This is a genomic window from Novosphingobium sp. AAP83 (assembly GCF_001295795.1).
Lineage (GTDB): Bacteria > Pseudomonadota > Alphaproteobacteria > Sphingomonadales > Sphingomonadaceae > Novosphingobium.
This window is the reverse complement of the sequence record NZ_LJHY01000065.1, coordinates 53,520-73,894: the sequence shown is the minus strand read 5'-3', so window position 1 is coordinate 73,894 and position 20,375 is coordinate 53,520. Positions and strand designations below refer to the sequence as shown.

The 20,375-nt window shown below is 60.5% G+C and carries 16 protein-coding genes; 10 read left to right on the top strand and 6 right to left on the bottom strand.

The window, feature by feature from the left end:
• Window positions 1–560 precede the first annotated feature (560 nt).
• Window positions 561–1,841, top strand: a complete 1,281-nt coding sequence (locus tag IP81_RS18520; protein ID WP_054109477.1) for a site-specific integrase — start codon at window positions 561–563, stop codon at window positions 1,839–1,841.
• Between the two features lie 104 nt (window positions 1,842–1,945).
• Window positions 1,946–2,341, top strand: a complete 396-nt coding sequence (locus IP81_RS18515; protein ID WP_054109476.1) for a type II TA system antitoxin MqsA family protein — start codon at window positions 1,946–1,948, stop codon at window positions 2,339–2,341.
• A gap of 390 nt (window positions 2,342–2,731) precedes the next feature.
• Here IP81_RS18515 and IP81_RS18510 read toward each other — a convergent pair whose 3' ends face one another.
• The gene (locus tag IP81_RS18510; RefSeq protein ID WP_006966713.1) at window positions 2,732–3,052 is read right to left on the bottom strand and encodes a DUF736 family protein; all 321 of its coding nucleotides are present in this window, start codon (window positions 3,050–3,052) and stop codon (window positions 2,732–2,734) included.
• 438 nt (window positions 3,053–3,490) lie between these two features.
• Here IP81_RS18510 and IP81_RS18500 point away from each other — a divergent pair, with 438 nt between their 5' ends.
• The 7 genes from IP81_RS18500 (at window position 3,491) to IP81_RS18470 (ending at window position 11,829) form a co-directional block, all read left to right on the top strand.
• Window positions 3,491–3,889 carry an antitoxin Xre-like helix-turn-helix domain-containing protein gene (locus IP81_RS18500; protein ID WP_197274702.1) on the top strand — a complete coding sequence of 133 codons (399 nt, stop codon included), beginning with the start codon at window positions 3,491–3,493 and terminating at the stop codon, window positions 3,887–3,889.
• A gap of 3 nt (window positions 3,890–3,892) precedes the next feature.
• Window positions 3,893–4,576 carry an RES family NAD+ phosphorylase gene (locus IP81_RS18495; RefSeq protein WP_054109473.1) on the top strand — a complete coding sequence of 228 codons (684 nt, stop codon included), beginning with the start codon at window positions 3,893–3,895 and terminating at the stop codon, window positions 4,574–4,576.
• A gap of 179 nt (window positions 4,577–4,755) precedes the next feature.
• Window positions 4,756–5,916 (top strand): hypothetical protein, encoded by a 1,161-nt coding sequence (locus tag IP81_RS18490; protein ID WP_054109472.1) that lies wholly within the window; start codon window positions 4,756–4,758, stop codon window positions 5,914–5,916.
• A gap of 4 nt (window positions 5,917–5,920) precedes the next feature.
• Complete coding sequence (locus IP81_RS18485; protein ID WP_054109471.1) at window positions 5,921–7,840, top strand: hypothetical protein; 1,920 nt, start codon at window positions 5,921–5,923, stop codon at window positions 7,838–7,840.
• Entirely contained in the window at window positions 7,833–8,921 is a 1,089-nt protein-coding gene (locus IP81_RS18480; protein ID WP_054109470.1) for a hypothetical protein, read from the top strand. Before IP81_RS18485 ends, IP81_RS18480 begins: the two co-directional genes overlap by 8 nt.
• Window positions 8,918–10,858, top strand: a complete 1,941-nt coding sequence (locus IP81_RS20625) for an HAD hydrolase family protein (RefSeq protein ID WP_054109469.1) — start codon at window positions 8,918–8,920, stop codon at window positions 10,856–10,858. Before IP81_RS18480 ends, IP81_RS20625 begins: the two co-directional genes overlap by 4 nt.
• A complete protein-coding gene (locus IP81_RS18470; protein WP_054109468.1) occupies window positions 10,855–11,829 on the top strand; it encodes a PfkB family carbohydrate kinase in 975 nt (324 codons plus the stop codon). Before IP81_RS20625 ends, IP81_RS18470 begins: the two co-directional genes overlap by 4 nt.
• Here the strand turns inward: IP81_RS18470 and IP81_RS18465 are convergent.
• Window positions 11,808–12,290 (bottom strand): NADAR family protein, encoded by a 483-nt coding sequence (locus IP81_RS18465; RefSeq protein WP_054109467.1) that lies wholly within the window; start codon window positions 12,288–12,290, stop codon window positions 11,808–11,810. The two genes, IP81_RS18470 and IP81_RS18465, sit on opposite strands and share 22 nt — an antisense overlap.
• Before the next feature lie 47 nt (window positions 12,291–12,337).
• On the opposite strand from IP81_RS18465, the gene IP81_RS18460 reads away from it, so the two are divergent.
• Complete coding sequence (locus tag IP81_RS18460) at window positions 12,338–12,688, top strand: helix-turn-helix domain-containing protein (protein WP_054109466.1); 351 nt, start codon at window positions 12,338–12,340, stop codon at window positions 12,686–12,688.
• Window positions 12,689–12,869: 181 nt separating this feature from the next.
• On the opposite strand, the gene IP81_RS18455 is transcribed toward IP81_RS18460, so the two are convergent.
• From IP81_RS18455 to IP81_RS18440, 4 genes are all read right to left on the bottom strand, one after another.
• Window positions 12,870–13,805 carry a DUF2493 domain-containing protein gene (locus IP81_RS18455; protein WP_054109486.1) on the bottom strand — a complete coding sequence of 312 codons (936 nt, stop codon included), beginning with the start codon at window positions 13,803–13,805 and terminating at the stop codon, window positions 12,870–12,872.
• A gap of 318 nt (window positions 13,806–14,123) precedes the next feature.
• Entirely contained in the window at window positions 14,124–15,167 is a 1,044-nt protein-coding gene (locus IP81_RS18450; RefSeq protein ID WP_054109465.1) for a toprim domain-containing protein, read from the bottom strand.
• An 11-nt stretch (window positions 15,168–15,178) separates the two neighbouring features.
• Window positions 15,179–19,525 (bottom strand): strawberry notch-like NTP hydrolase domain-containing protein, encoded by a 4,347-nt coding sequence (locus IP81_RS18445; protein ID WP_054109464.1) that lies wholly within the window; start codon window positions 19,523–19,525, stop codon window positions 15,179–15,181.
• Window positions 19,526–19,676: 151 nt separating this feature from the next.
• The gene (locus IP81_RS18440; protein ID WP_054109463.1) at window positions 19,677–20,204 is read right to left on the bottom strand and encodes a DUF1643 domain-containing protein; all 528 of its coding nucleotides are present in this window, start codon (window positions 20,202–20,204) and stop codon (window positions 19,677–19,679) included.
• Window positions 20,205–20,375 lie beyond the last annotated feature (171 nt).

Here is a 20,375-nt window from a genome sequence, read left to right as displayed (position 1 = left end):
GCCGCACGCGCACGCGTAGCGGACCCTTCACGGGTTGATTGAAGGAGGACAGGCTTTGAGCCAAGGGATAAGCGGCTAATGCGAGTGGTTGGTTCTGCGGCGGAGCGACCGATCCGCCTACCAGTGTCTATGCTAAAGTAGCTCATTCGGGCCGACAGGCTTGGGATCAGCGATCGATACGATCAGTCTAAGCTGAACTTGGGAGAACGCCTGACTAGCCCTGCGTTGGATTTGAATTGGCGACAATGTGGTGACAACGGCGAGCGATTAGAGCTTTGTCACCAAGGCCTCGCGCGCTGCGCGAGGTGCAATTAATTAGTTTTCTTGGGAAAACTGGAGCGGGCGAAGGGATTCGAACCCTCGACCCCAACCTTGGCAAAATATTTCGGCCACTTTTCCCAAACTTTCCCAAGTACGATTATCTACGCTAAATCAGATATTTATGATGTTCCCCTTTACGATTGTCTCCGCCCATAATACCCTCGAAACGCTTAAATCTGGAGACAAAATGGAGACAATGCACCCCTCTGAAATCTTTGTCTCCAAATGGAGGGTCAAACATGCCGACAGCGAAGTTGAACAAGCGCAATGTGGACGCATTCGCGCCGCCTAAAGATAAACAGGCCGTCCTGTGGGACAGCGAGATTCGGGGTTTCGGCTTGCGGGCGCTTCCGTCGGGGCTCAAGACCTTCATTGTTCAGTACCGCAACATCGAAGGGATCAAGCGGCGCATCAATCTCGGCCGCTACGGTGTCATCACGACGGAGCAAGCTCGGGATCTGGCGAAGATCAAGCTTGGCGAAGTTGCTGGTGGTCGGGACCCAGCAGAGGCAATTCATCAGGCCCGCAGTGGCATGACCGTCGCCGAGATCTGTGACTGGTATCTGGTTGAAGCCCGCGCCGGCAACATTCTTGGCCGCAAGAACCGTCCAATCAAAGCCTCCTCGCTCGCGATGGATGAGAGCAGGATCAACACTCACATCAAACCGATTCTTGGCCATCGCATGGCGAAAAGGCTGACAATCGCGGATGTCGAGCAGATGCAGGCTGATGTCCGAGACGGTAAAACTGCGAAGGCTCGAGGTAAAGGCCGTGGTGGGCGGCCCGCTGGCGGACCTGGCGTCGCGTCGCGATGCCTCGGGTCGCTGCAAGCCATTTTGGGTCATGCCAAGCACAAGGGGCTGATTGCAGAGCACCCAACCAGAGGAGCCAAGAAACTCGCAATCAACAAGAAGACGAGGCGGCTTAGCACTGCCGAACTCGTCGCGTTCGGTAAAGCCATCGCCTATGCCGAGCGTAACGGCGAAAATCCGACAGCACTTGCAGTGGTGCGGACACTTGCGCTGACAGGATACAGACGGGAAGAGGCGCAGTCGATGAAGCGCGCCTGGGTGCATGCGGAGGGCGGGTTTGTCTCCTTCCCGGATACCAAAACCGATGCTCAGGTCCGCTCGATCGGCCCAGAAGCACTGAAGGTCGTTCTCGCTCAACCCGAGATCGTTGGTAACCCCTACGTGTTCCCGTCAATGACGGGCGCTGGCGCATACCAGGCTGCACCAGCCTGTTTCCGGAGAGTTTGCCATTGGGCGGGAATTGAGGGCGCAACACTTCATACCCTTCGCCACACTTTCGGCAGCATCGCGGGCGAACTCGGATTCACGGAGCTGACGATACGGGCCATGCTCGGGCATGCTTCGCAGAACGTGACGCAGGACTACATCCATATCGATGAAGCTCTGAAGCTAGCGGTGCGCAAAACGTCCGACGAAATCGCCCGCCTGCTTGCCGAAGGCGCTGCATCGTTGCGCCCGGTCAGACACACGGCGGCAGTTGAAAATTAACCTTGAAGGTGTATTGTCGGAAGCCAGAGAGAACTTTTCGCGCTGGGGTTTGCAGGTGAGATGCTGAACGATCTTCGATCAACATCGGGCAAGGAGGTTTGAAGATGGGTCAGACTCGGATTCATCCCAAAACCGGTGAGGTGCTTCGGCGTGACGCGCGGATACAAACGCTGAGCGTTGGCTCGTTGTCACTCGAAGTGGAGGTGCCGGGCTGGTATCCTGAAGGCGATGGCGATTCCATCCATTCGGGCGCTGAACTTCAAGCGATAGATCAAGCCTATCTCGAGTTGCGAGCGGCCTATGCCGCACGGGTCAAAGCCGTGCGCAAGAAGCTTGGCCTCACGCAAGAAGAGGCGGGTAGGATCATTGGAGGCGGACGGCGAGCGTTCCAAAAGTATGAGCGTGGTACAATGCAGCCCAGCGAAGCTGCGGTCGGCTTGATTGAGATTCTTGATCGCCATCCGGAAGAGGTGACAACTCTCCGGAACATCCGGCGGTAGGCCGACAGGAGGCGCTTCCAGGGCGCTGTCCGAAAAATGTACACGTATTTCGGACGTGCAGCGGGACCAAGCAGAAATGGTCTCGCCCGAAGGCAGGGCCGATGCCCCAGCTCGGCGCGCCCCAGATTTCGGAATTATCGCGCATGTGAGATGCGAGATAATTCCGCGACTATACATCTGGCTGGCAAGGCGATCGGTGCCAAGCGCGCGCAAGCCGACGATCTCGTCCAATTCGCGCGAGACCTATATGTCGATGCAGACGCCGTCATAGTCGCTATTCGCTCTGCATCGCCCATTATTTCCAGGCAATGCGCTTGGCGTCGAACATGCTGCTTTTCTTGCACTGGCGTTAGTTCGGCCCCGCACGAAGGCGGGGCCGACGCTGACGCCTTAGCTCGGCGGGTTCCAGATGATGACCTTCTTCGAAGGGTCATCGCCGGGAGCGTTGGCGATGTTGCCATAGATGGTGCCGAATTCAGGAGCCGAGAGCGAGACCGAGACATATTCGGCGCCGGTGTTCTGCGAGAAGCGCTTCCAGCCTGCGCCCAGTTCGAAGCCGTTCTTGCGGCTGACGATGCGGTAGTCGGGTTCGCTGTCCTTGGTCTTGCGGTTGTTGGGGATGATCGCGATTGGCGCGGAGACGGTCAGCGTTGCGAGGTTGCCTTCGAAGCTGTCGTCGGACTTCACGGTGAGGTTTGCGATGGTAGCCATGTCGTTTCTCCTAAAGGTGGTCGGGGACCATCCCCGATGGCGCCAAAAGAAGGGGCCGGGAGCCGCCGTCACCGCAGCGTCAGCGAAGGGCGAACCCCGCACGGGGTTGACGGCACTAGGCGAGACGAGACCCGCAGACAGGCGACAAGGAGGGGTGGTTTTCGCTCCGCCTGAGAACGAATATCAGTGGGCAATCGCCGTTTTCATCGACCAAAAGTCGGAAGCTTCCTCCCCATCGGATCACTGGATGGAGCGCAGCAGCAATCATCCGTCAAATGCTGCCAACGGCAGATCGAGAGGCGTCGTCACCTTGGACAGCGGACGGGCAACAGCAGTGGGCTCTCGCTGCATTACACAGGTCGGATTGTGCAATATCAGCTCTCATATTGACTTTTGTGCAGAATATAAACACATGAAGCCATGAAAGGACGTGCCGACATGGGTATCCAAGCTGCAGCCAATGCGCCCGCAAAGGGACTTGATCGCAAGGATCTGACGGGTCCGGCCCTGCGGACATTTTTCCGCATCGCTGATGCCTGGGGCCTGAAAGAGCAGGAGCAGATGCGCTTGCTCGGTCTGGAGAGCCGCTCGACCTTCCAATCCTGGAAGCGCGGCGTGGTCGCGGCGCTGCCCAAGGATGCGCTGGAACGGATTTCCTATGTCATGGGCATCTACAAAGGCCTGCAGATCTTGTTGCCGAAGACGGCGGATGAGTGGGTGCGCAAACCCAACAAGGCGCAGGTTTTCGGCGGCGCCTCGGCGCTTGACCGGATGATGTCGGGCAATGTCGCCGATCTCTATGTCGTGCGTCAGTATGTTGACGGGCAGCGCGGCTGACCCGTGGACATTCCCACGTCTGAAGTCCGCTGGACACCCTGCTACCGCATCATCCCGAGCCGATTTCCGCCGATCTCGCTGTTCGAGGCAGTTGCCGATCCTGCCGATCTTGAAGCGGTCTATGCCATCGAGGCGATGACCAATGACCGCCTGCGCGACGAGGCAGGCGAGCTGTCGCTCGTGCCGCCTGAGGACCGAGTTTCAGGCCCCGGTTCCTCGCCGATCATGGCGGCGTTCACCCACCTCAATCCGGTCGGCGACCGCTTCACCGACGGCAGCTACGGCGTCTTCTATGCTGGAATGACACTGGCAACCGCAATTGCCGAAACCAGGCATCACCGCACGCATTTCCTCGAGGCTACCGACGAACCGGCGCAGGAACTCGACATGCGGGTTTATGCCGTCGATCTCGCCGCGAACCTTCACGACATCCGTGGGCAACGGGAGGCGCTGCCAGCTCTGTACCATCCGAGCAGCTATGCCGTGTCTCAGGAAACCGCGCGGACCTTGCGCGATGCCGGGTCGGACGGGATTGTCTATGAAAGCGTCCGCAATCCCGGCGGAGAATGTGCCGCTGTGTTCCGGCCCCGGCGGTTGTCGAATTGTCGGCAGGAACGGCATCTGTGCTATGTTTGGGATGGTAGCGGAATCGGTACCGTCTATGAGAAGCGGTTTCTGGAAAGTTGAAGTGTTGGCAGGTTCGCGCCCAAATCTCAGCCGCTCCGCCGCCCAAAAACTTCCCCTTGGCTGTCGTCAACGCAGTCGGCTCCCCCGAAGGGCGCTATCGCCAAAATTGGCACAGTGGTTGAACTCTATGAAATTTACTGTCTAGCGCACTATCAGAACGAGGTTTACGCCGAGCAACTATGATAAACACACTCGCCTTGAATTTAATCGCCAGCGTGATGGGTTGGGATAATGAGCGAGCGACAAGTGAGTATGCTTGGCTGCGCCTGATGTCCTCAATGAAGTATGATGGTTATTCAGACTTCCGAGCCGGCGTACGATTCTTGGAGAGCCTTGTTTCGTGGCTACGCCACTTCGATCAGACCGACCGGGAGATCGCCTATGGGATGGTGCGGCAGCGGCTCGTCTACATTTCTACCGCGGAGATGCAGCGGGTCATAGAGAACTTCATCCCAGAGATCGTAACACCATACCTGCGCAAAGCGGTAGCCAGCGCGTTGGACGTCAAGCCCTACGGGGTGTGGGCGACTGCAGAGGGTAGCAAAGCGTTTTCTGATCGACTTCGCCGTTGCCTGTTTGTCGGTCTCAGCGACGGAAGTCGCATCGACGTTCTGCGGCGCGCCAACTCGGGTCGGTTGTCGCAGGAACAGGTCGTCCCGATGATGAACGTCGATCTCGACAAGTGGGAGGGGCTGGGCAAGGATCTCAAAGAGGAGATGAAGGACGATCAGGCGCGTTTCGACGACGTCTACCTAATCGACGACTTCACGGCATCCGGCACCACCTTTATCCGGTTTCCCGGCGGCGGAGCGCCAAAGGGGAAGCTCGCGAAGTTCGAGAAGATCGTCAAAGACGCGCGAGAGCATCTCGGAGACAAATTCCCCCTTTCAACGGGGTACACGCTGCATATCCACCACTACATTTCAACAACTCAGGCTCGAGACGCGCTGGAGGAGCGCATCGTAGAGGCGGCCGAGAAGCTGACCGACCGCAGCTATGGCGACGCATTCATCACCGAAGGACTTCGCCTCCCGACGGACCTCCGACTAGGCTCAATTGAGTCGACGATCGGCGTGATGACGCCTTCGAAACCGGAAGACGGGCCCTATCTAGGTCTGTGCGACACCTACTATGATCACGAGCTGTTCATGCGGCTTGAGAAGCACTGCAAGGAAGCAGGCCAGGACGACATGAAGTATGGATACGCGAACTGCGGGCTTCCGCTGATCCTCGAACACAACACGCCCAACAACTCGGTCCCGATCTTATGGGCCGAAACAGAGGGCAAGCTGGGTCGTCGGATGAGCCCGCTGTTCCTCCGTCGCGACCGTCACGGGTAATCATATGGCAAACCCATTCCTCCGTCGTGCAACAGAATACGTCCGCGACGACGCTTCCTTTCTGTCGATCGTCAGCCCTTCTCCGCTCACCACGTTTCTCGCGAAGAATAAGCACAAGGACGACATGTTCGAGGTGCCGGTGCGCATTATCGGCTCGCCGGGCAGTGGAAAGACGATGCTGGCGACCCTCGCCGAGTTCAAAATGGTCGAGGCAATCTTGAAGGACCGCACCAACGCCACCAACCGGACCCTCGCCGCAGCGCTCGCCGAAGCCGGATTTCTCCAGAACGCCATCCCGCATGTCGCCGCCGTGAGGGTTCCGATGGAATCTGAATACCGCGAGTTCTGGGAACTTCCCTACGACCCCGCAGTGAAGACGAAGCTTGCCTTCTGGCTGGTGCAGGCGCGAGCCATGCTTGGCCTCATTCGGAACCTAACAGCCAATAAAACCCGCAGCCTCGACGGGATCACCTTCGTGCCGCGAGCGGAATACGAGGCGCATCTGGAGCAGATCGGCGGCCTCACCGCCGTAGGCGTCCGGGATAGGGCGCTCGCCGTTCAGCGCGCGATTTACTCCATCGGCGCCGGCCTGCGACCGCCCAAGCTCGGCGACCTGCCCGAGGAGGCGACCGCCCCATACGCGCCGTTCGACGCCATTCAGCGGATCAGGATCGAATGGGAAGGAGATCTGATCGAAGTGACGCCGCTGGTGATGCTGGACGACGTACACGCGCTGCACCACGATCAGCTCGAAGAGATGTTCGAGACGCTGTCGCACCGAGAAATGCGTTTCGGGCGATGGATGATGATGCGGCTCGACGCCCTCAGCCCGGGAGCGGTGCTTCGATCGCCAGGCGCTCAACCTTCGCACGGGCGCGCTCAAGGGCGAGACTTCGTGGACATCCGCATGCAAGTGGTGGAGGACGGCAAGAAGGACACCGCCAGGCGTCAGTTCCGAACGATGGCGAAGGACATGGCAAAACGTTATCTGCCGCTGGTCGAGGCGCTCCGGAACCGTGGGGCAACCGACATCGAGCGGCTGCTTCCATCAGAGCCGCCGAGCGTCACGGCCCCTCAAATCCGCTCGCTTAGCGAGAAGATCGCCCGGGAGCAGGTGAAGCTCGGCGTCGCGGATTCCAGACGCAAGGAGATCGACGCGATCGTGGCCGATTACCTCAAACGCTCGCGGTCTTACGACGACGGACCGGAAGTTGCGCTCGCCATGGTGCGGATCCTGATCCACCGATATGCCGTCCGTATAGCGCGCTCCGCCCCTTCTCTCTTCGAGGACTTTGATCCCGATCCGAAGACGCCGCTGAAAGCTGACTCTGATGTAGCGCATGGTGCTCGCCTCCACCTCTATCACGAGCTTGGACGGCCATTCCATTTCGGGGTCGATGACATCTGCGACGCGAGCAACGAGAATGCGGAAATATTCCTCCAGTTCGCCGGCGCGCTAGTGGCGAATATCGAGACCCGGGCCATCCGCAACGAGGATTTGCCGCTCCCGGCGAGGGTCCAGCAGAAGGTGCTTGCGGACAAGGCGCGCGCGATCATGGACGGCTGGGCCTTCCCCCATGCCGCCCGAGTACGCAGCATGGTCGACCAGATCGCTAGAGATTGCGTGTCCGAATCTCTGTTGCCGAACGCTCCCCTCGGTGCCGGCGCGAACGCGATCGGCATCCTCGAAGAGGAATTGCAGGAACTCTCCCTCGACGACGAGCTCGGTGCGGTGTTGAAGCATGCCATCGCCAACGGCGCGATCACGATCGAGCGCGACTATGGTCAAGGCGGCAAGCACTGGGCGCTGATCGAACTCACGGGCACGGTCAGCCTAGTTCACGGGCTCACCTACAACCGGGGCGGATTCCTGGAGAAGCGGGTAGGATACCTGCGGGAAGTTGCGGGCCTGGCGAATGCGTAATCATTGGTCGAACTGCATCACCAACTTCGATCAAGACGTTGACGCGTTCGTTGGCGACTACTTCAACGATCCAAAGCGGAAGGTCCTGCTGGTCGCGGCGGCCGGTTTCGACCCACGCTCTCAACGCGTTTCCAAGATGCTGGCAGATGCACTCGGAGACCGCCTCACAGCCTATTACATCCGCGAGGAGAGGCCAGGCGCCACCGATGAACTAGTGAAGCGGGCTGAGGGTAACGAGGCCGCTCTGAAAGCGATTGTGCCGGAATCGAAAATCTTCAAGATCGACGTCTTCGCCGACGACGGCGCTCCTGTCGGCGGCGCGCGGGTGGTCGCCGAGATCTTGGCAAATCCGATTGCCTCCGACGTTACGGATGTCATCCTCGACCTAAGCGCCCTTTCGATCGGTATCGGATTTCCGGCGGCCAAACTGCTTCTGGAGGAATGCGAGGCCGACGAAGCGCGCGCATTCCACCTCATGATCGTTTCCAACCCTGAACTTGACGATTTGATTTCGAGCGTGCCGTCCAGCCGGATCAGTCCGGTCAAAGGTTTCGCTCCCGACGTAGGAATGAGCTCGCTGGATGCTGCGCAAATCTGGATCCCGCAGCTAGCGCGCGGCAGGGCCTCAACGCTGACGCAGATTGGTGCTACTCCCGGCAACTGGTATAAAATCTGCCCGGTTCTTCCTTTCCCCGCGCGCAACCCTCGCCGCGCCGACGACCTGCTCACCGAGTATCAGAACGAACTGGTCAACGAATGGGAGATCGATCCACGCGACATCGTCTACGCGTCAGAAAAGAACCCACTCGACTGCTATAGGACGCTCTCGACCCTAAAGCAGCGCTTTGATCGGACGATGGACGGAACATACGAACCACGGATGGTCCTCTCGCCGCTGGGCAGCAAAGTTCTCGCCGCTGGAGCCATGATGGCAGCGATCGAACACGGCATGTCGGTCCAATACGTTGAAACGGAGAGCTACGACTTCAGCGCCACAAAGTCGTCGATTGGAGGGCCTCCAGACATGCTTGTGCACCTGGTACTCTCCGGTCCGCTCTATGCAGGATATCTCTCCGAATGAGCACGCCGAGGCTCAGCTCGAAGCTGGACGCCCTGCCAGCCACCCTCGATATGATAGCTGGCTTCGACCCATCTTCCATTGCCACGGCACTGGCCCGCGGCGGTGCTCGGGGCGCGTTAGCGGTCGGATCTGGCGGATCGGTTGTCGCTGCGGAATACTTCCTCAGGTGCCGGGACTCGCTTGGGTTTGGGCTAACGTCGGTCGCGACGCCGATGCAAGTGGTCACCGACCACTTCGCTCTCGCATCGACTCCGGTCTGGCTGTTCAGCGCGGGCGGCGACAATCCTGACGTCAGTGCCGCCGCCAAAGCTGCCATCGATCGTGGATGCCGCGACATAAACATCGTCACTCGCAACGCCGCGGGCGCTGCGGCCGCGCTGGTATCGAAGTGCGGCGGACACGTTCATGTTGTGCCAGTTGCCGACGAGAAGGACGGCTATCTCGCCACCCACTCCCTGCTCTCGATGACGGCTAGTCTTCTGATGGCCAGCGCAATGGTGTCGCGCGAATCGGTCGCCAGCCCATCGCCTCTGGAGGTGATCTCGGCGCGGCTGGCCGCCTCGCGCAATCCCGGCGAGCGGATCCGCCTCGCGGAGAAATGGCAGGGCATTCGAAAGTCGGACACCCTTGTCATCGCAGGTGACACTCTGCTTCGACCTGTCGCCTGTCTACTCGACACGTCGTTCTGGGAAGCATCGATCTGTCCGGTTCAGACCACCGACCTTCGCAATCTCGCGCATGGTCGGCATGCGTGGTTCCACCACCGCACCGACGAAACGGTTCTGCTTGCGTTGACCGGAAGCTCGTCGCGCTCGACATGGCGAGCGATCGAGGGGGCCCTTCCCGAAGGCCTGCGACGCGTGAGCATCGACTACGGCACTTGCGGAAGGCTCGCGAACATACTCGGCCTCATCGACGGACTGGCAGTCATCGAGGCGGTTGGCGACGTCCTGAGCATCGACCCCGGCAAACCAGGTATCGGTGAGTTCGGAAGGGCGATCTACGACGACAGGTCTCTAGAGACGCTTGCTCATGAGCTTCCTGCCAGCGTCCGTCATAAGCGTGCTGCCATAGCGAAGGCGGACTCTGCCCCGCCGGAGAATCTGAGCCTTCTGACGATTTGCTCCGCACGCTTTCAAGACCTGGAGCAGGCACTCGTGGGCGGCGTCGTGTTCGACTATGATGGGACAATTGTTTCGACTGAAGATCGCTTCAAGGTCCCCGACCAGGCGATCATCGACCAGCTTGTTCGACTGCATCGCTTAGGGGTCAAGATCGGCATCGCGACAGGACGGGGCGGTTCCGCTGGCGATGATCTGCGCAAGGTTCTTCCCCCAGACGTCCTGCCCTCTATAATCATCGGATACTATAACGGCGGGCACATCCGCACTGCAGACGTCGATATCGACCTCGATCCGCCAGCCGCCAATCCCGCCATCGCCGCGACCGTAACCTGGCTGAACAAACAGGACGAGTTGTTCTTGGAGAAGACCTTCAAGGCTCGCCCGGTTCAGATCTGCATAGATAGGCATAGGTTGCGTTACCCGTTCCGGTTCGCGCTCGATGTTGCGCGTTGTCCCCAAATCGAAAGCGGAGAAGTCAGAATATCCGAGTCCGGGCACAGCTTCGACATTATACCGTCGTCTTCGACAAAGACGACGGTAGTCGAGGCGATCCGTAGCGTCGCCGGCGATGGAAAGGGAGTACTCTGCTTCGGTGACAGCGGCTCGTCTTCGGGAAACGACCACGCGCTCCTGTCGCACGCCTACGGCATCAGCGTCGGCGAGGTATGCGGCGCGCCGAACGGTTGCTGGTCCCTGTTCGGCAGCACGATAACCGGACCGACGGCACTTCTCAGAGCGTTAAGTGCTTTGGTGGCATCATCGTCTGGCGAGATTCGTTTGGATGTGTCCGCGCTGAAGCTCGACAGGCAATGATTGAAGGAATACTAAACGAGAACATGGGCACATCGACTCACCTTCAATACCTCTTCGACGTCGCAGGGACCGGGCTCACCGTGCTCGACAGAATCTACGCTGACGGCGATCTGACGGATGAGGCTCTCGGCGGCTCCTGCGGCAACGTTCTTGTCTCGCTGGCAATGCTCCATCGCAATGTTGTACCTCTGCTGATGTTGGGTGACGACATCGAAGGCGGTCGCTTGGTTGCCGAGTTCGTCAAGGCCGGTGCCGTCGTGGATCACATCCATCTCAAGTCGGGAACACGCTCTCCCATCATAGCTCAGGAACTCGACACAGCGTCCGGCCACCACGACTTCACTTTCGTGTGTCCGGAGACGAGCGAAGAGCTTCCGCGCTATGTTCCGATCGGAGAGGACGAGGTGGCGTCGGCGCTCCATGTCCTCACGCAGTGTAACGTGTTCTATGCTGACCGTCTTTCTGCGAGCATCCTGCGTGCCATGAAGGCCGCTCGTCTATCCGGTGCGATCGTTTTCTTCGAGCCCTCGGATGTCGATCATGACGACATGTTCACTGAGGCGCTCGGCCTCGTCTCCATCCTTAAATACTCGGTCGACCGACTAGGCTCGCAGCTGGCCGATCTGCACCACGACTGCGTCCGTATCGTCACCTACGGCGCAGCGGGGCTCGAGGTCCGGCATGATGACAACGCCGTCTGGTGCTCGGCGATTGACGCCCCATCCGTCCTCGACACCTGCGGATCGGGTGACATGGTCAGCGTCGGCGTGATCGATTGGATGCTTTCGTCAGGCATCCGGGCCGAAGAGCTATGCGCCTCGGTGCTGATCGAAGGCATCGTGGCCGGCCAACGTCTGGCCGCCGAGAACTGCGCGTTTGCGGGGGCGCGTGGCCTCTTCAAGCACTGCGGACCAAACTATGCTCGCGCAGTGCTGGGCGAGCGTCGGACCTATTCAGCGGCGACTAGGTAGCCTTCAGCCTCCTGCCGCAGCTCCTCGCGGATTTCCATCAGGAGCACCCCAAGCATATTCTTGCCCGATCCGTTCACTTCGCCCCAGAGCCGATTTACTTCGTTGTCCACCGTGGCGGATTCCACGAGGCGAGCATCGCCCGTCGATAGCAGCAACTCACGTAGGTCGGCGTGCTGGGTGAACTTCGCACGGAGAACGCCGCGCATTCGGTCGAACTTGGATGTCGACCAGCCAGGGGCGACATCCCAGTAGTACAGCCCGTGCGCCGCCATCGCGAGTAGCGAAGGCGAAGGCGCCGACATTAGCCACTTGCGCACTTCCGGCTTGCGGGCCTTGCCGGCTTGGTAGGCGTGCTCGCTTGTGACGAACGTCTCGCCCTCGAACTCCACGTCCCGACGATAGAGATTGCTGAACGCCCCGTAGGGCTTTTCGCTGGCCCGATAGAACCGAATTTCGTCCATTCGCGACCTCCTTGCAAATTCACTTTATTATATGCATGCTAATTTGCATGAAGCCAACAATCAAGCAGCTTGATGATCTGAAGGCGAAAATCGTCGACGCTCGCGCGTCGAGGGGGCTCACCTACGCTGAACTTGGAAGAATATCCCTTGTCCACCCCAGCCAGGTGGGTCGCATTTGCGAGGGCCGCTTCAAGACATTCAGTTACAACGTCGTGCAAGTCTGCAAAGCGCTCGAGATCAAGGTGCCGCGCCTCGAGCCCAATCATTCGGGAATTGCGCCCGAATGGGCCCAGGCGATGTCTAGCATGCGCAAAATCTGGGATGACACTCCTGAAGGCGCGCAGGTCATCACACGTATACTGGACGCGATTGCTGATCTGAAAATCCGCACCGAATAGGTTGTGTTATCGCTTCGAAGGAAGGTGTGTTGCGGCTAGACCAGTGGTTCTGACATCGGCCTTGGAATGGCTTGATTTGGGTCGGCAACCGACATTGCACTTCGCGCATAACAACGAAGCCATCTCAGTTTCTGAATCGGAAACCTGCCATTCTCAGCTAGAGTGAACAAAGCTAACTGCCTCATCGCTTCTCGCGGAAGTCCCAGAGCGGAATGCCCATCTTGCGCGCCTTGTCAGCCAGATTGTCCTGGATGCCGGTGCCGGGAAATACGACCAGACCTACGGGTATGGCTTCGAGCATACGATCGTTGCGCTTGAACGGAGCGGCCTTCTTGTGTCGGTTCCAGTCGGGACGGAAGGCGACCTGCGGCACGCGGCGCGTGTCGGCCCAGCAGGCGGCGGCGCGTTCGGCACCAGTTGGTGTGGCGCCGTGGAGCAAGACCATGTCGGCATGACGCGCATGAACCCGGTCGAGGACATCCCAGATTGCCGAGTGATCGTTGCAATCGGGGCCACCGGTGAAGGCAATACGGGTGCCTTCGGGCAGCAGAACGCGGGCATTTTCTCTGGCGCGTTTGTCGAGGAAGTCGCGGCTGTCGATGATGGCTGAGGTCATGGCCTTGCGGTTGACGCGGGATCCGGTGCGAGGCGTCCAGGCCTTGCGGGCGTGGATGCGGAATTGATCGGCGGCGGCTTCGCGGAAGAATTCCATCGTGTCGCGGCGTTCGATGAGCGAGATGCCTTCGGCGATCTGGCGCTCAAGTTCGACCGAGCGCACTTCGCTGCCATCCTGTTCGCGCTGAAGGCGTTTTTGCGCCTGTTCATTGTCGTCAAGATCGCGTTCGACTTTCTCGCCGGCGCGGTGGAAGATGTTGACGACGTTCCAGAGCAGGTCTTCGAGATCGGGTTCAATGCGGGTGTCGATCAAAGCTGAGACAAGCCCGTCGAACATGTCGGCGACCGCGCCACCGGCAAGGCGGGCATCGGGTAGCGGCCTGCCATCGGGTTCGTCCTCGAAGGGCCGATAGCCGTAGAGTTGCATTTCCTGAAGGAGATAGGCGGTTGGGCCGAGTTCGGGGGTGGTGTCTTCAAGGGGAAGATCTGGGGCGCTTGCCATGATGGTCTCCGTGTCCTGAGCCGCGCCTCTCGCGGCCTTCGTGGCGACGACCAGTGGCGGCGGGCACGGGTCTGCACCGCGCGGAAACGCGCGGCCGGAGCGCCAGCGGAGGATGGCGAAGCAAGGCAATTTTGTTTCGCGATGCAAAGGGGCGCAGCCCCGGCGGAAAATTGCCGCAGCGCAGCCATTGCGGTGCCCGTGTTCGCTGCCGCAGTCGCCCCCTCCCGAAGGCCGAGGGCGTGGCGACCTTCAAGGACCGAGAGATGTGGATATGCGCCCACTTCCCCAGACAATCCCCCGCTTACCGGCCAGCTCCGCTCATTCTTTGAGAAACCGCACGGCATCGGCGGCACTGAGCTGCACCCGAATGGCCGCCGCCAACCGCTCGTGGCCGTAGGCGGTAAGGTCGCTGTTGAAATCGTCGAGTCGGGGTTCAAGCGGTATAACCGCAATGCCCAACGGCTCGCAGCGCTCGATCAAGGTCGACAATGCCGTTGCCCCGGCGGGATCATCATCGCGCGCTACATAAAGGCAGCGCAGCGCAGCAGGGAACTGGATGGCGGCGAGGTGGGCGGCCGATAGCCCTGCGATCATCGCCATGGATGGCATCACCTGCCGCAACGACAGGAGAGTTTCGAGGCCTTCACCGGCAACCATGACACCGTCCGCTTTGCCGAACCGGACGCCCGAGCCGACCAAGTGCCCCATGGCGCGTCGTGGATAAGCGACAGCGGCTTTGTCGTGGGTTTGCGGATCGAGCCAAGTGCGGTGAACCCCCGTGATAGTGCCCTCATTGTCGGTGACTGCAGCGATCATGGCGGGCCATGCCTCCCGCACACCAGGGACATCATCTTCAGCAGGCCGATAGTAGCAGCGCGGATGGAAACGCAGCTGATTTATGCCGGACAGATCAGTGATCGACCGGCGACCAAGATAACGCGCTGCGATGCTGTTCATGATCGGCTTTGAAGCGGCCCATAGGCGCCGTGCCGCTTCTGGTGTGCCGGTCGGCGCTTTGCGTAAGGTCGGGTTTCGGGGTTTGGACTCATCAGGCGGCGGCAGGCTGAGGAATTGGCGGGCTTCATCAAGTGTCTCGCGCATGGTCCGGTGGGCGCAACTTGCCGCGATGATGTCGAGAAGATCGCCATGGTCGCCGCTTTGCGCGTCTGTCCATTTGCCTGCGCCTCCGCGGCTCTCAGCCGTGGCCGACAATCTGACGTAGAGACTGCGACCCGGCGAATTGTGAACATCGCCGACCAGCCAGTAGCGGCCTTCTCGGCGACCATTGGACAAGTAACGGCGGCAGACCGCCTCGGCTGAGGCGGCAAGGCGGCGGGCGATATCGGTGGCGGGACTGTCCATGCGGGGCTCCTTCAGGCGGCTTTGCGTGCCGCGATCCGCTGAATCGGAAACCGGTCCAGCAGCTTGGCGAGCACATCCACCCCGACAGCCCCTGTCGGTATGTAGAGCTTGAGTTTCCACGAGACGATCTCGGAGATCAAGCCCATTGCCTTCAATCGCTCGATGCCAAGATCGTTGAAGCCGGTCAGTTCGATCCGCCAATCATTCATGGCGCGGACGCGGGCGAGCGTCTGATCTTCGGCCAGATGCAGTTTGGCATCGCCGGCACACAGCATCGCCCAAACATCGGCGGGCACGACGGACGCCGTGTTCTGCTCAATCACCGTCGCGACCCAGGCGGGCGAAACCTTGCGGCCGATGACGCGCTCGCCAGCGTCGGTTTGCAGGCGGTAGACGCGGGTCGATTCGTTGGGAAGCCTCCGCCAGATCGGCAGCAGCAGGCCTGAAACCATGTGCAGGGTCGAGGTTTCGAACTCCGGCAAGTCGGCAAGTTCGGCCTGCCAGACTTCGCTGAACCGCTCACGGTCCACCGGCTCCCAATGACTGGTCGCGAACACCTCGGCGAGGATATTGGTCGCCTCCAAAGGCCGGACGAGGCGGATGCGCGGGTGAATGCCCCCATCATCGTCGATCAGACTGCGCGCGCGCAATTTGACTGCCGCGCGCCCGGACCGGGTGTTGATCACCAGTTCGGCATCGCGATCCACTGCCATGGCCAGCGCCCTCTCGAGCACAACCGGCTCGATCCGGTCTTTGCGTTCGATGGTCAGGAGGTGGGTCACAGCTCCGGTGCCGGGATGGGTGTAGATGGTCTTGCGGTCGGAGACCGAGAAGCTTTCGGCGCGCAGGGTTTCGAGGCCCATTTCATAGGTCCCGCTGGCGATTGCGCCTTCGACCCGGGCCGTCAGCAGACCCTCGAAGGCCTCGAACAGGATGTTCTGCATGGGAATGGTGAGCGCCAGCATCCGGTTCAGGAAGGTCGTGATGGGCGGAAGCTCGTCCTTGAGCCCGCCGTCACTGTCGAGCAGCGACAGGCCGGTGGCCGTTTCGAATTGCCCGAGCGAACAGCCATCGATCTTGCCGCGCACCAGCAATTGGTAAAGCTGGCGCAGGGCATCGCGGGCATAGTAGGATTCCAGATTGTCGCTGGCGCTGAACATGTTCTGGCCGCCGGTTTGCCGCTGGCCGCGCGTGATCGCTCCAAGACTGTCGAGCCTTCGGGCGATCGTCGAGATGAAGCGCTTCTGCGCCTTCACGTCGGTCGATACCGGGCGGAACAGCGGTGGCTGCTTCTGATTGGTGCGGTTGGTGCGGCCAAAGCCCTGGATGGCGGTGTCGGCCTTCCAGCCTGCTTCGAGCAGGTAGTGGACGCGGCGGCGCTGGTTCTTCACGCCAAGGTCGGCATGATAGGACCTGCCCGTGCCGCCAGCCTCGGAGAAGACGAGGATGTGCTTCTTGTCATCCATGAACGCATGGGTTTCAGCGATGTTGGCAGAGGCTGGCCGGTTCTCGACAGCAAAGCGGACTGAACCATCGCTGTTGGCGCGGGGCACAATACGACGGGAACGTCCGGTCACCTCGGCAACCGCATCTCTCCCGAAATGCTGGACAATCTGGTCAAGCGCGCCGGGCACAGGCGGCAAAGCGGCAAGCCGCTCGAGCATTGCATCACGGGCACGGCAGGCTTCGCGATTAAGGATGGGGTTGCCATCCGCGTCGAATGCGGGCCGCGACGCGAGATTGCCCTCGCTGTCGGTGAACGGCTCATAGAGCTGCACAGGAAAACTGTGCGCGAGATAGTCGAGCACATATTCACGCGGCGTGATGTCCACGGAAACGTCATCCCATTCGTCGGTCGGGATTTCGGCAAGCCGCCGCTCCTGCAGGGCTTCGCCAGTCGAGACGATCTGAACAACGCAGGCATGGCCGGCCTCAAGATCGCGCTGCATCGCCTGAATGGTGCTTGGCGTCTGCATTGCGGTGATCAGGTGATTGAAGAAGCGTTGCTTGGCGCTTTCGAACGCTGATCGCGCTGCCGACCGGGCCTGTGCGTTCAAGGTCCCATGGGATGCACTGGTAACGCCCGATGCTTCGAGCGCCGCATCGAGATGGGCGTGAATGACCTGAAATGCCCCGGCATAGGAATCGTAAATCCGCACCTGCTCAGGGGTCAGCTGGTGCTCGAGCAGGTCATATTCGACGCCGTCGAATGACAATGAACGTGCAGCATAAAGGCCAAGCGCCTTCAGATCGCGGGCCAGCACCTTCATGGCTGCGACGCCGCCATCCTCGATTGCAGCCACGAAATCTGCCCGTGAGGCGAAAGGGAAGTCTTCGCCGCCCCACAGGCCGAGCCGCTGGGCGTAGGCGAGGTTCTGCACCGTCGTGGCACCGGTGGCCGAGACATAGACGATGCGGGCATTAGGCAGGGCATGTTGTAGCCGCAGGCCCGCCCGGCCCTGCTGCGAGGCTGAGACATCGCCGCGCGCGCCCTTGCCGCCTGCGGCATTGGCCATGGCGTGCGCCTCGTCAAAGATGATGACACCGTCAAAGTCACGGCCAAGCCACTCGACGATCTGCTGGACCCGGCTCGCCTTGGCGCCCCGCTCCTGCGAACGCAGCGTCGCATAGGTCGTGAACAAGATGCCTTCCGCCAGCTTGATGGGCGTGCCCTGACGGTAGCGTGACAAGGGCGTCACCAGCAGTCGTTCCTGCCCCAAAGCCGACCAGTCGCGCTGAGCATCCTCAAGCAGGCGGTCCGATACCGAAACCCAGAGCGAACGACGGCGGCCTTTCAGCCAATTGTCGAGGATGATGCCTGCGACCTGACGGCCTTTGCCCGCGCCCGTGCCGTCACCCAGAAACCAGCCCCGGCGAAAGCGGATGGCAGCATCGTTTTCCTCAGCCGCCGCCGAGACGAGATCCCATGTCTCGTCAACGGTCCATGCCCCTGCCAGATGCCCGGAATGGGCCTCGCCAGCGTAGATTACGGATTCCAGCTGCGCGTCGGACAACACGCCGTCACCCAACAGGCGCTCGGGCAAGTGCGGACGATAGGTTGGTTTCGGCGGGGCCACCGAGGCCATCGACGCGGATTGAACCAGCGGCGTCGGGTGCGGCAATGCGCCGGGAATGACGACCGATTGAAGGCCATATCGTTCGTAGATGTTGTCACCGAGCTGCCCCTCGGGCGGAGCCCACTCAGCAGTCGCATAGGTGAGTTCAGGCGCATCGGCATCGACCACGGGATTGATCGGGGCAGTTCGAGCAACCGCGCGGCTCACGGGCGACGACGACGAAGCGCAATGCAGTCCTGCACCGGGCAATGGGGCAATCGGTCCGCGCGGCGGCACCTGCGCTTCGACCCATTTGAGCAAGGTCGCGGTATCAGGAGCGGTCCCTGCACTCGGAACGAAAGTCGCGGGATCGGAAGCGGGCAGCTTGTCGATCACCGTCAGCCGGGTGTCGATCGTTGTGCCGTGCTTGCGATAGACCTTGCCGTCGATGGCGGCCGTAAAGACCACACGTCCGGTCCCCTGCAACCGGATGAAAGCATCGCGCCATGCTGGAGCATCAGGAGAACAGCCAGCGCCGGTAATGACCACCAGTCGGCCCCCATGCTCGAGGCGGGCCAGGGCGGAAGCGATGTGGCGAAGCGCGGCGTCCTTCATCGTCCGCTCAACATGCGCGACGGCCGAAAATGGCGGGTTCATCAGGATGACACTCGGGCGTGCCGAATTGGGCAAGCGATCATCAATCGACGCGGCGTCATGTCTGCTGACAGCCACGCCCGAGAACAAGTGCGACAGTAGCGCTGCCCTGCCTTCAGCGAGTTCATTCAGCACAAGCTTAGCACCTGCCAGTTCGGCCTGAATCGCCAACATGCCCGTGCCAGCAGAAGGTTCGAGCACAGTTTCGCCTGCGCCAATCGAAGCAGCGACAACGGCCACGAACGATAGGCCCGCAGGCGTCGAATATTGTTGCAAGGCCTGGCTGGTTTCAGAGCGCCGGGTGTGGGTCGGCATAAGGGCTGATACCCGTTCAATCAGCGCAAGGGAGCGAGATCGAGAGCCGCTGCGTGACAAGATTGCTGGGCCAAAGCGGCGGAGGAAAAGGATTTGTGCAACCTCACAGGCATCATAGGCGCTCTTCCAATCCCATGCGCCTTCAGCGTCGGTGCCGCCAAATGCTATCGTCATAGCATCGCGCAAGCAGGCGGATTCAACAAGCTGCCCGGTTTCGAGCAGGGGTAGAAGCGAGGTTACTGCGGTCAGCAGCGCACGCGCACGCGCATCAAATGCGCAATGCGGGGCGAGCGACGCTGCGCCAAGCGCTGCGTCCGTTAGAATATGGGCCATTGGTGGGATCTCCGGGAGAGCAGAAAGGGCGGACCACGCCCAGACACTCTCTCTCAACCCGGGCGGTTCGCCCGCTCCCGGCAAGGCTCTGCCTCGGAACCCTGCTGCGTATGTGCGCAGAGCAATGGACTGCCTTAGATTTCTCAGGCTTTCACTTCGGAAATTGCCATGGAGCTAGCTGTCGATCATCGGGGATTCGATGTTTACCCCTAGCCATCGGATGATAAGGCCAGCCATCCTTGGACGTCCCCAAGCACAATAGTGAGCCCCCAAAGGCGTTGACCGTGCTGAGCACATGCGCGTGATGATCTCGCCCCGCATCTACTCCAAAAGCGACTATTCGCAGCTGCGCCGTCGCGCCAATTCTTGTGATTGCCGCAAGGTTCGCACTTACCTTTTCGGGAGGTAAGCTCGAGATTGCTCGCCACATAGCGCCAGAGTCCGGGGTGATCTTCGGCCAAAGGTTTACGACAATCACACTACCGCATCCATGCTCCCGGCTGAAATGAAGCACCCGGTCGACCGTCATGTCGCTCCGATCGATGTCAGCCCACGAAGGGTTCATCATTAGCCATGCGGCAACAGGCTTTTTCGAATCCCATACGAACTGCCATGTATATCGATAGTCAGTTCCGTCGAACTCGGCTGTGGGCTTCGGGTCGGTGAAGATGGTCGGCATCGCCGAAGAGTGCCTGCTCACTTCTGAGCCTGCAAGTTCAAACGGCCGCAGCGCTCCAGTTCACCGGGATGGGTTCCGAATGGCCTGTGACTGCTAACCGCCTCTCTAGTTTTTCGACGGATGGATTTCAAATCATCCCAACACCTTGTCGTAGGCGCGGCCACTTACGTA

Coding starts and splice junctions, on each gene's coding strand:
- IP81_RS18520 (WP_054109477.1), top strand. CDS start 561: ATGCCGACAGCGAAGTTGAACAAGCGCAATGTGGACGCATTCGCGCCG.
- IP81_RS18515 (WP_054109476.1), top strand. CDS start 1,946: ATGGGTCAGACTCGGATTCATCCCAAAACCGGTGAGGTGCTTCGGCGT.
- IP81_RS18510 (WP_006966713.1), bottom strand. CDS start 3,052: ATGGCTACCATCGCAAACCTCACCGTGAAGTCCGACGACAGCTTCGAA.
- IP81_RS18500 (WP_197274702.1), top strand. CDS start 3,491: ATGGGTATCCAAGCTGCAGCCAATGCGCCCGCAAAGGGACTTGATCGC.
- IP81_RS18490 (WP_054109472.1), top strand. CDS start 4,756: ATGATAAACACACTCGCCTTGAATTTAATCGCCAGCGTGATGGGTTGG.
- IP81_RS18485 (WP_054109471.1), top strand. CDS start 5,921: ATGGCAAACCCATTCCTCCGTCGTGCAACAGAATACGTCCGCGACGAC.
- IP81_RS18480 (WP_054109470.1), top strand. CDS start 7,833: ATGCGTAATCATTGGTCGAACTGCATCACCAACTTCGATCAAGACGTT.
- IP81_RS20625 (WP_054109469.1), top strand. CDS start 8,918: ATGAGCACGCCGAGGCTCAGCTCGAAGCTGGACGCCCTGCCAGCCACC.
- IP81_RS18470 (WP_054109468.1), top strand. CDS start 10,855: ATGATTGAAGGAATACTAAACGAGAACATGGGCACATCGACTCACCTT.
- IP81_RS18465 (WP_054109467.1), bottom strand. CDS start 12,290: ATGGACGAAATTCGGTTCTATCGGGCCAGCGAAAAGCCCTACGGGGCG.
- IP81_RS18460 (WP_054109466.1), top strand. CDS start 12,338: ATGAAGCCAACAATCAAGCAGCTTGATGATCTGAAGGCGAAAATCGTC.
- IP81_RS18455 (WP_054109486.1), bottom strand. CDS start 13,805: ATGGCAAGCGCCCCAGATCTTCCCCTTGAAGACACCACCCCCGAACTC.
- IP81_RS18450 (WP_054109465.1), bottom strand. CDS start 15,167: ATGGACAGTCCCGCCACCGATATCGCCCGCCGCCTTGCCGCCTCAGCC.
- IP81_RS18445 (WP_054109464.1), bottom strand. CDS start 19,525: ATGGCCCATATTCTAACGGACGCAGCGCTTGGCGCAGCGTCGCTCGCC.
- IP81_RS18440 (WP_054109463.1), bottom strand. CDS start 20,204: ATGCCGACCATCTTCACCGACCCGAAGCCCACAGCCGAGTTCGACGGA.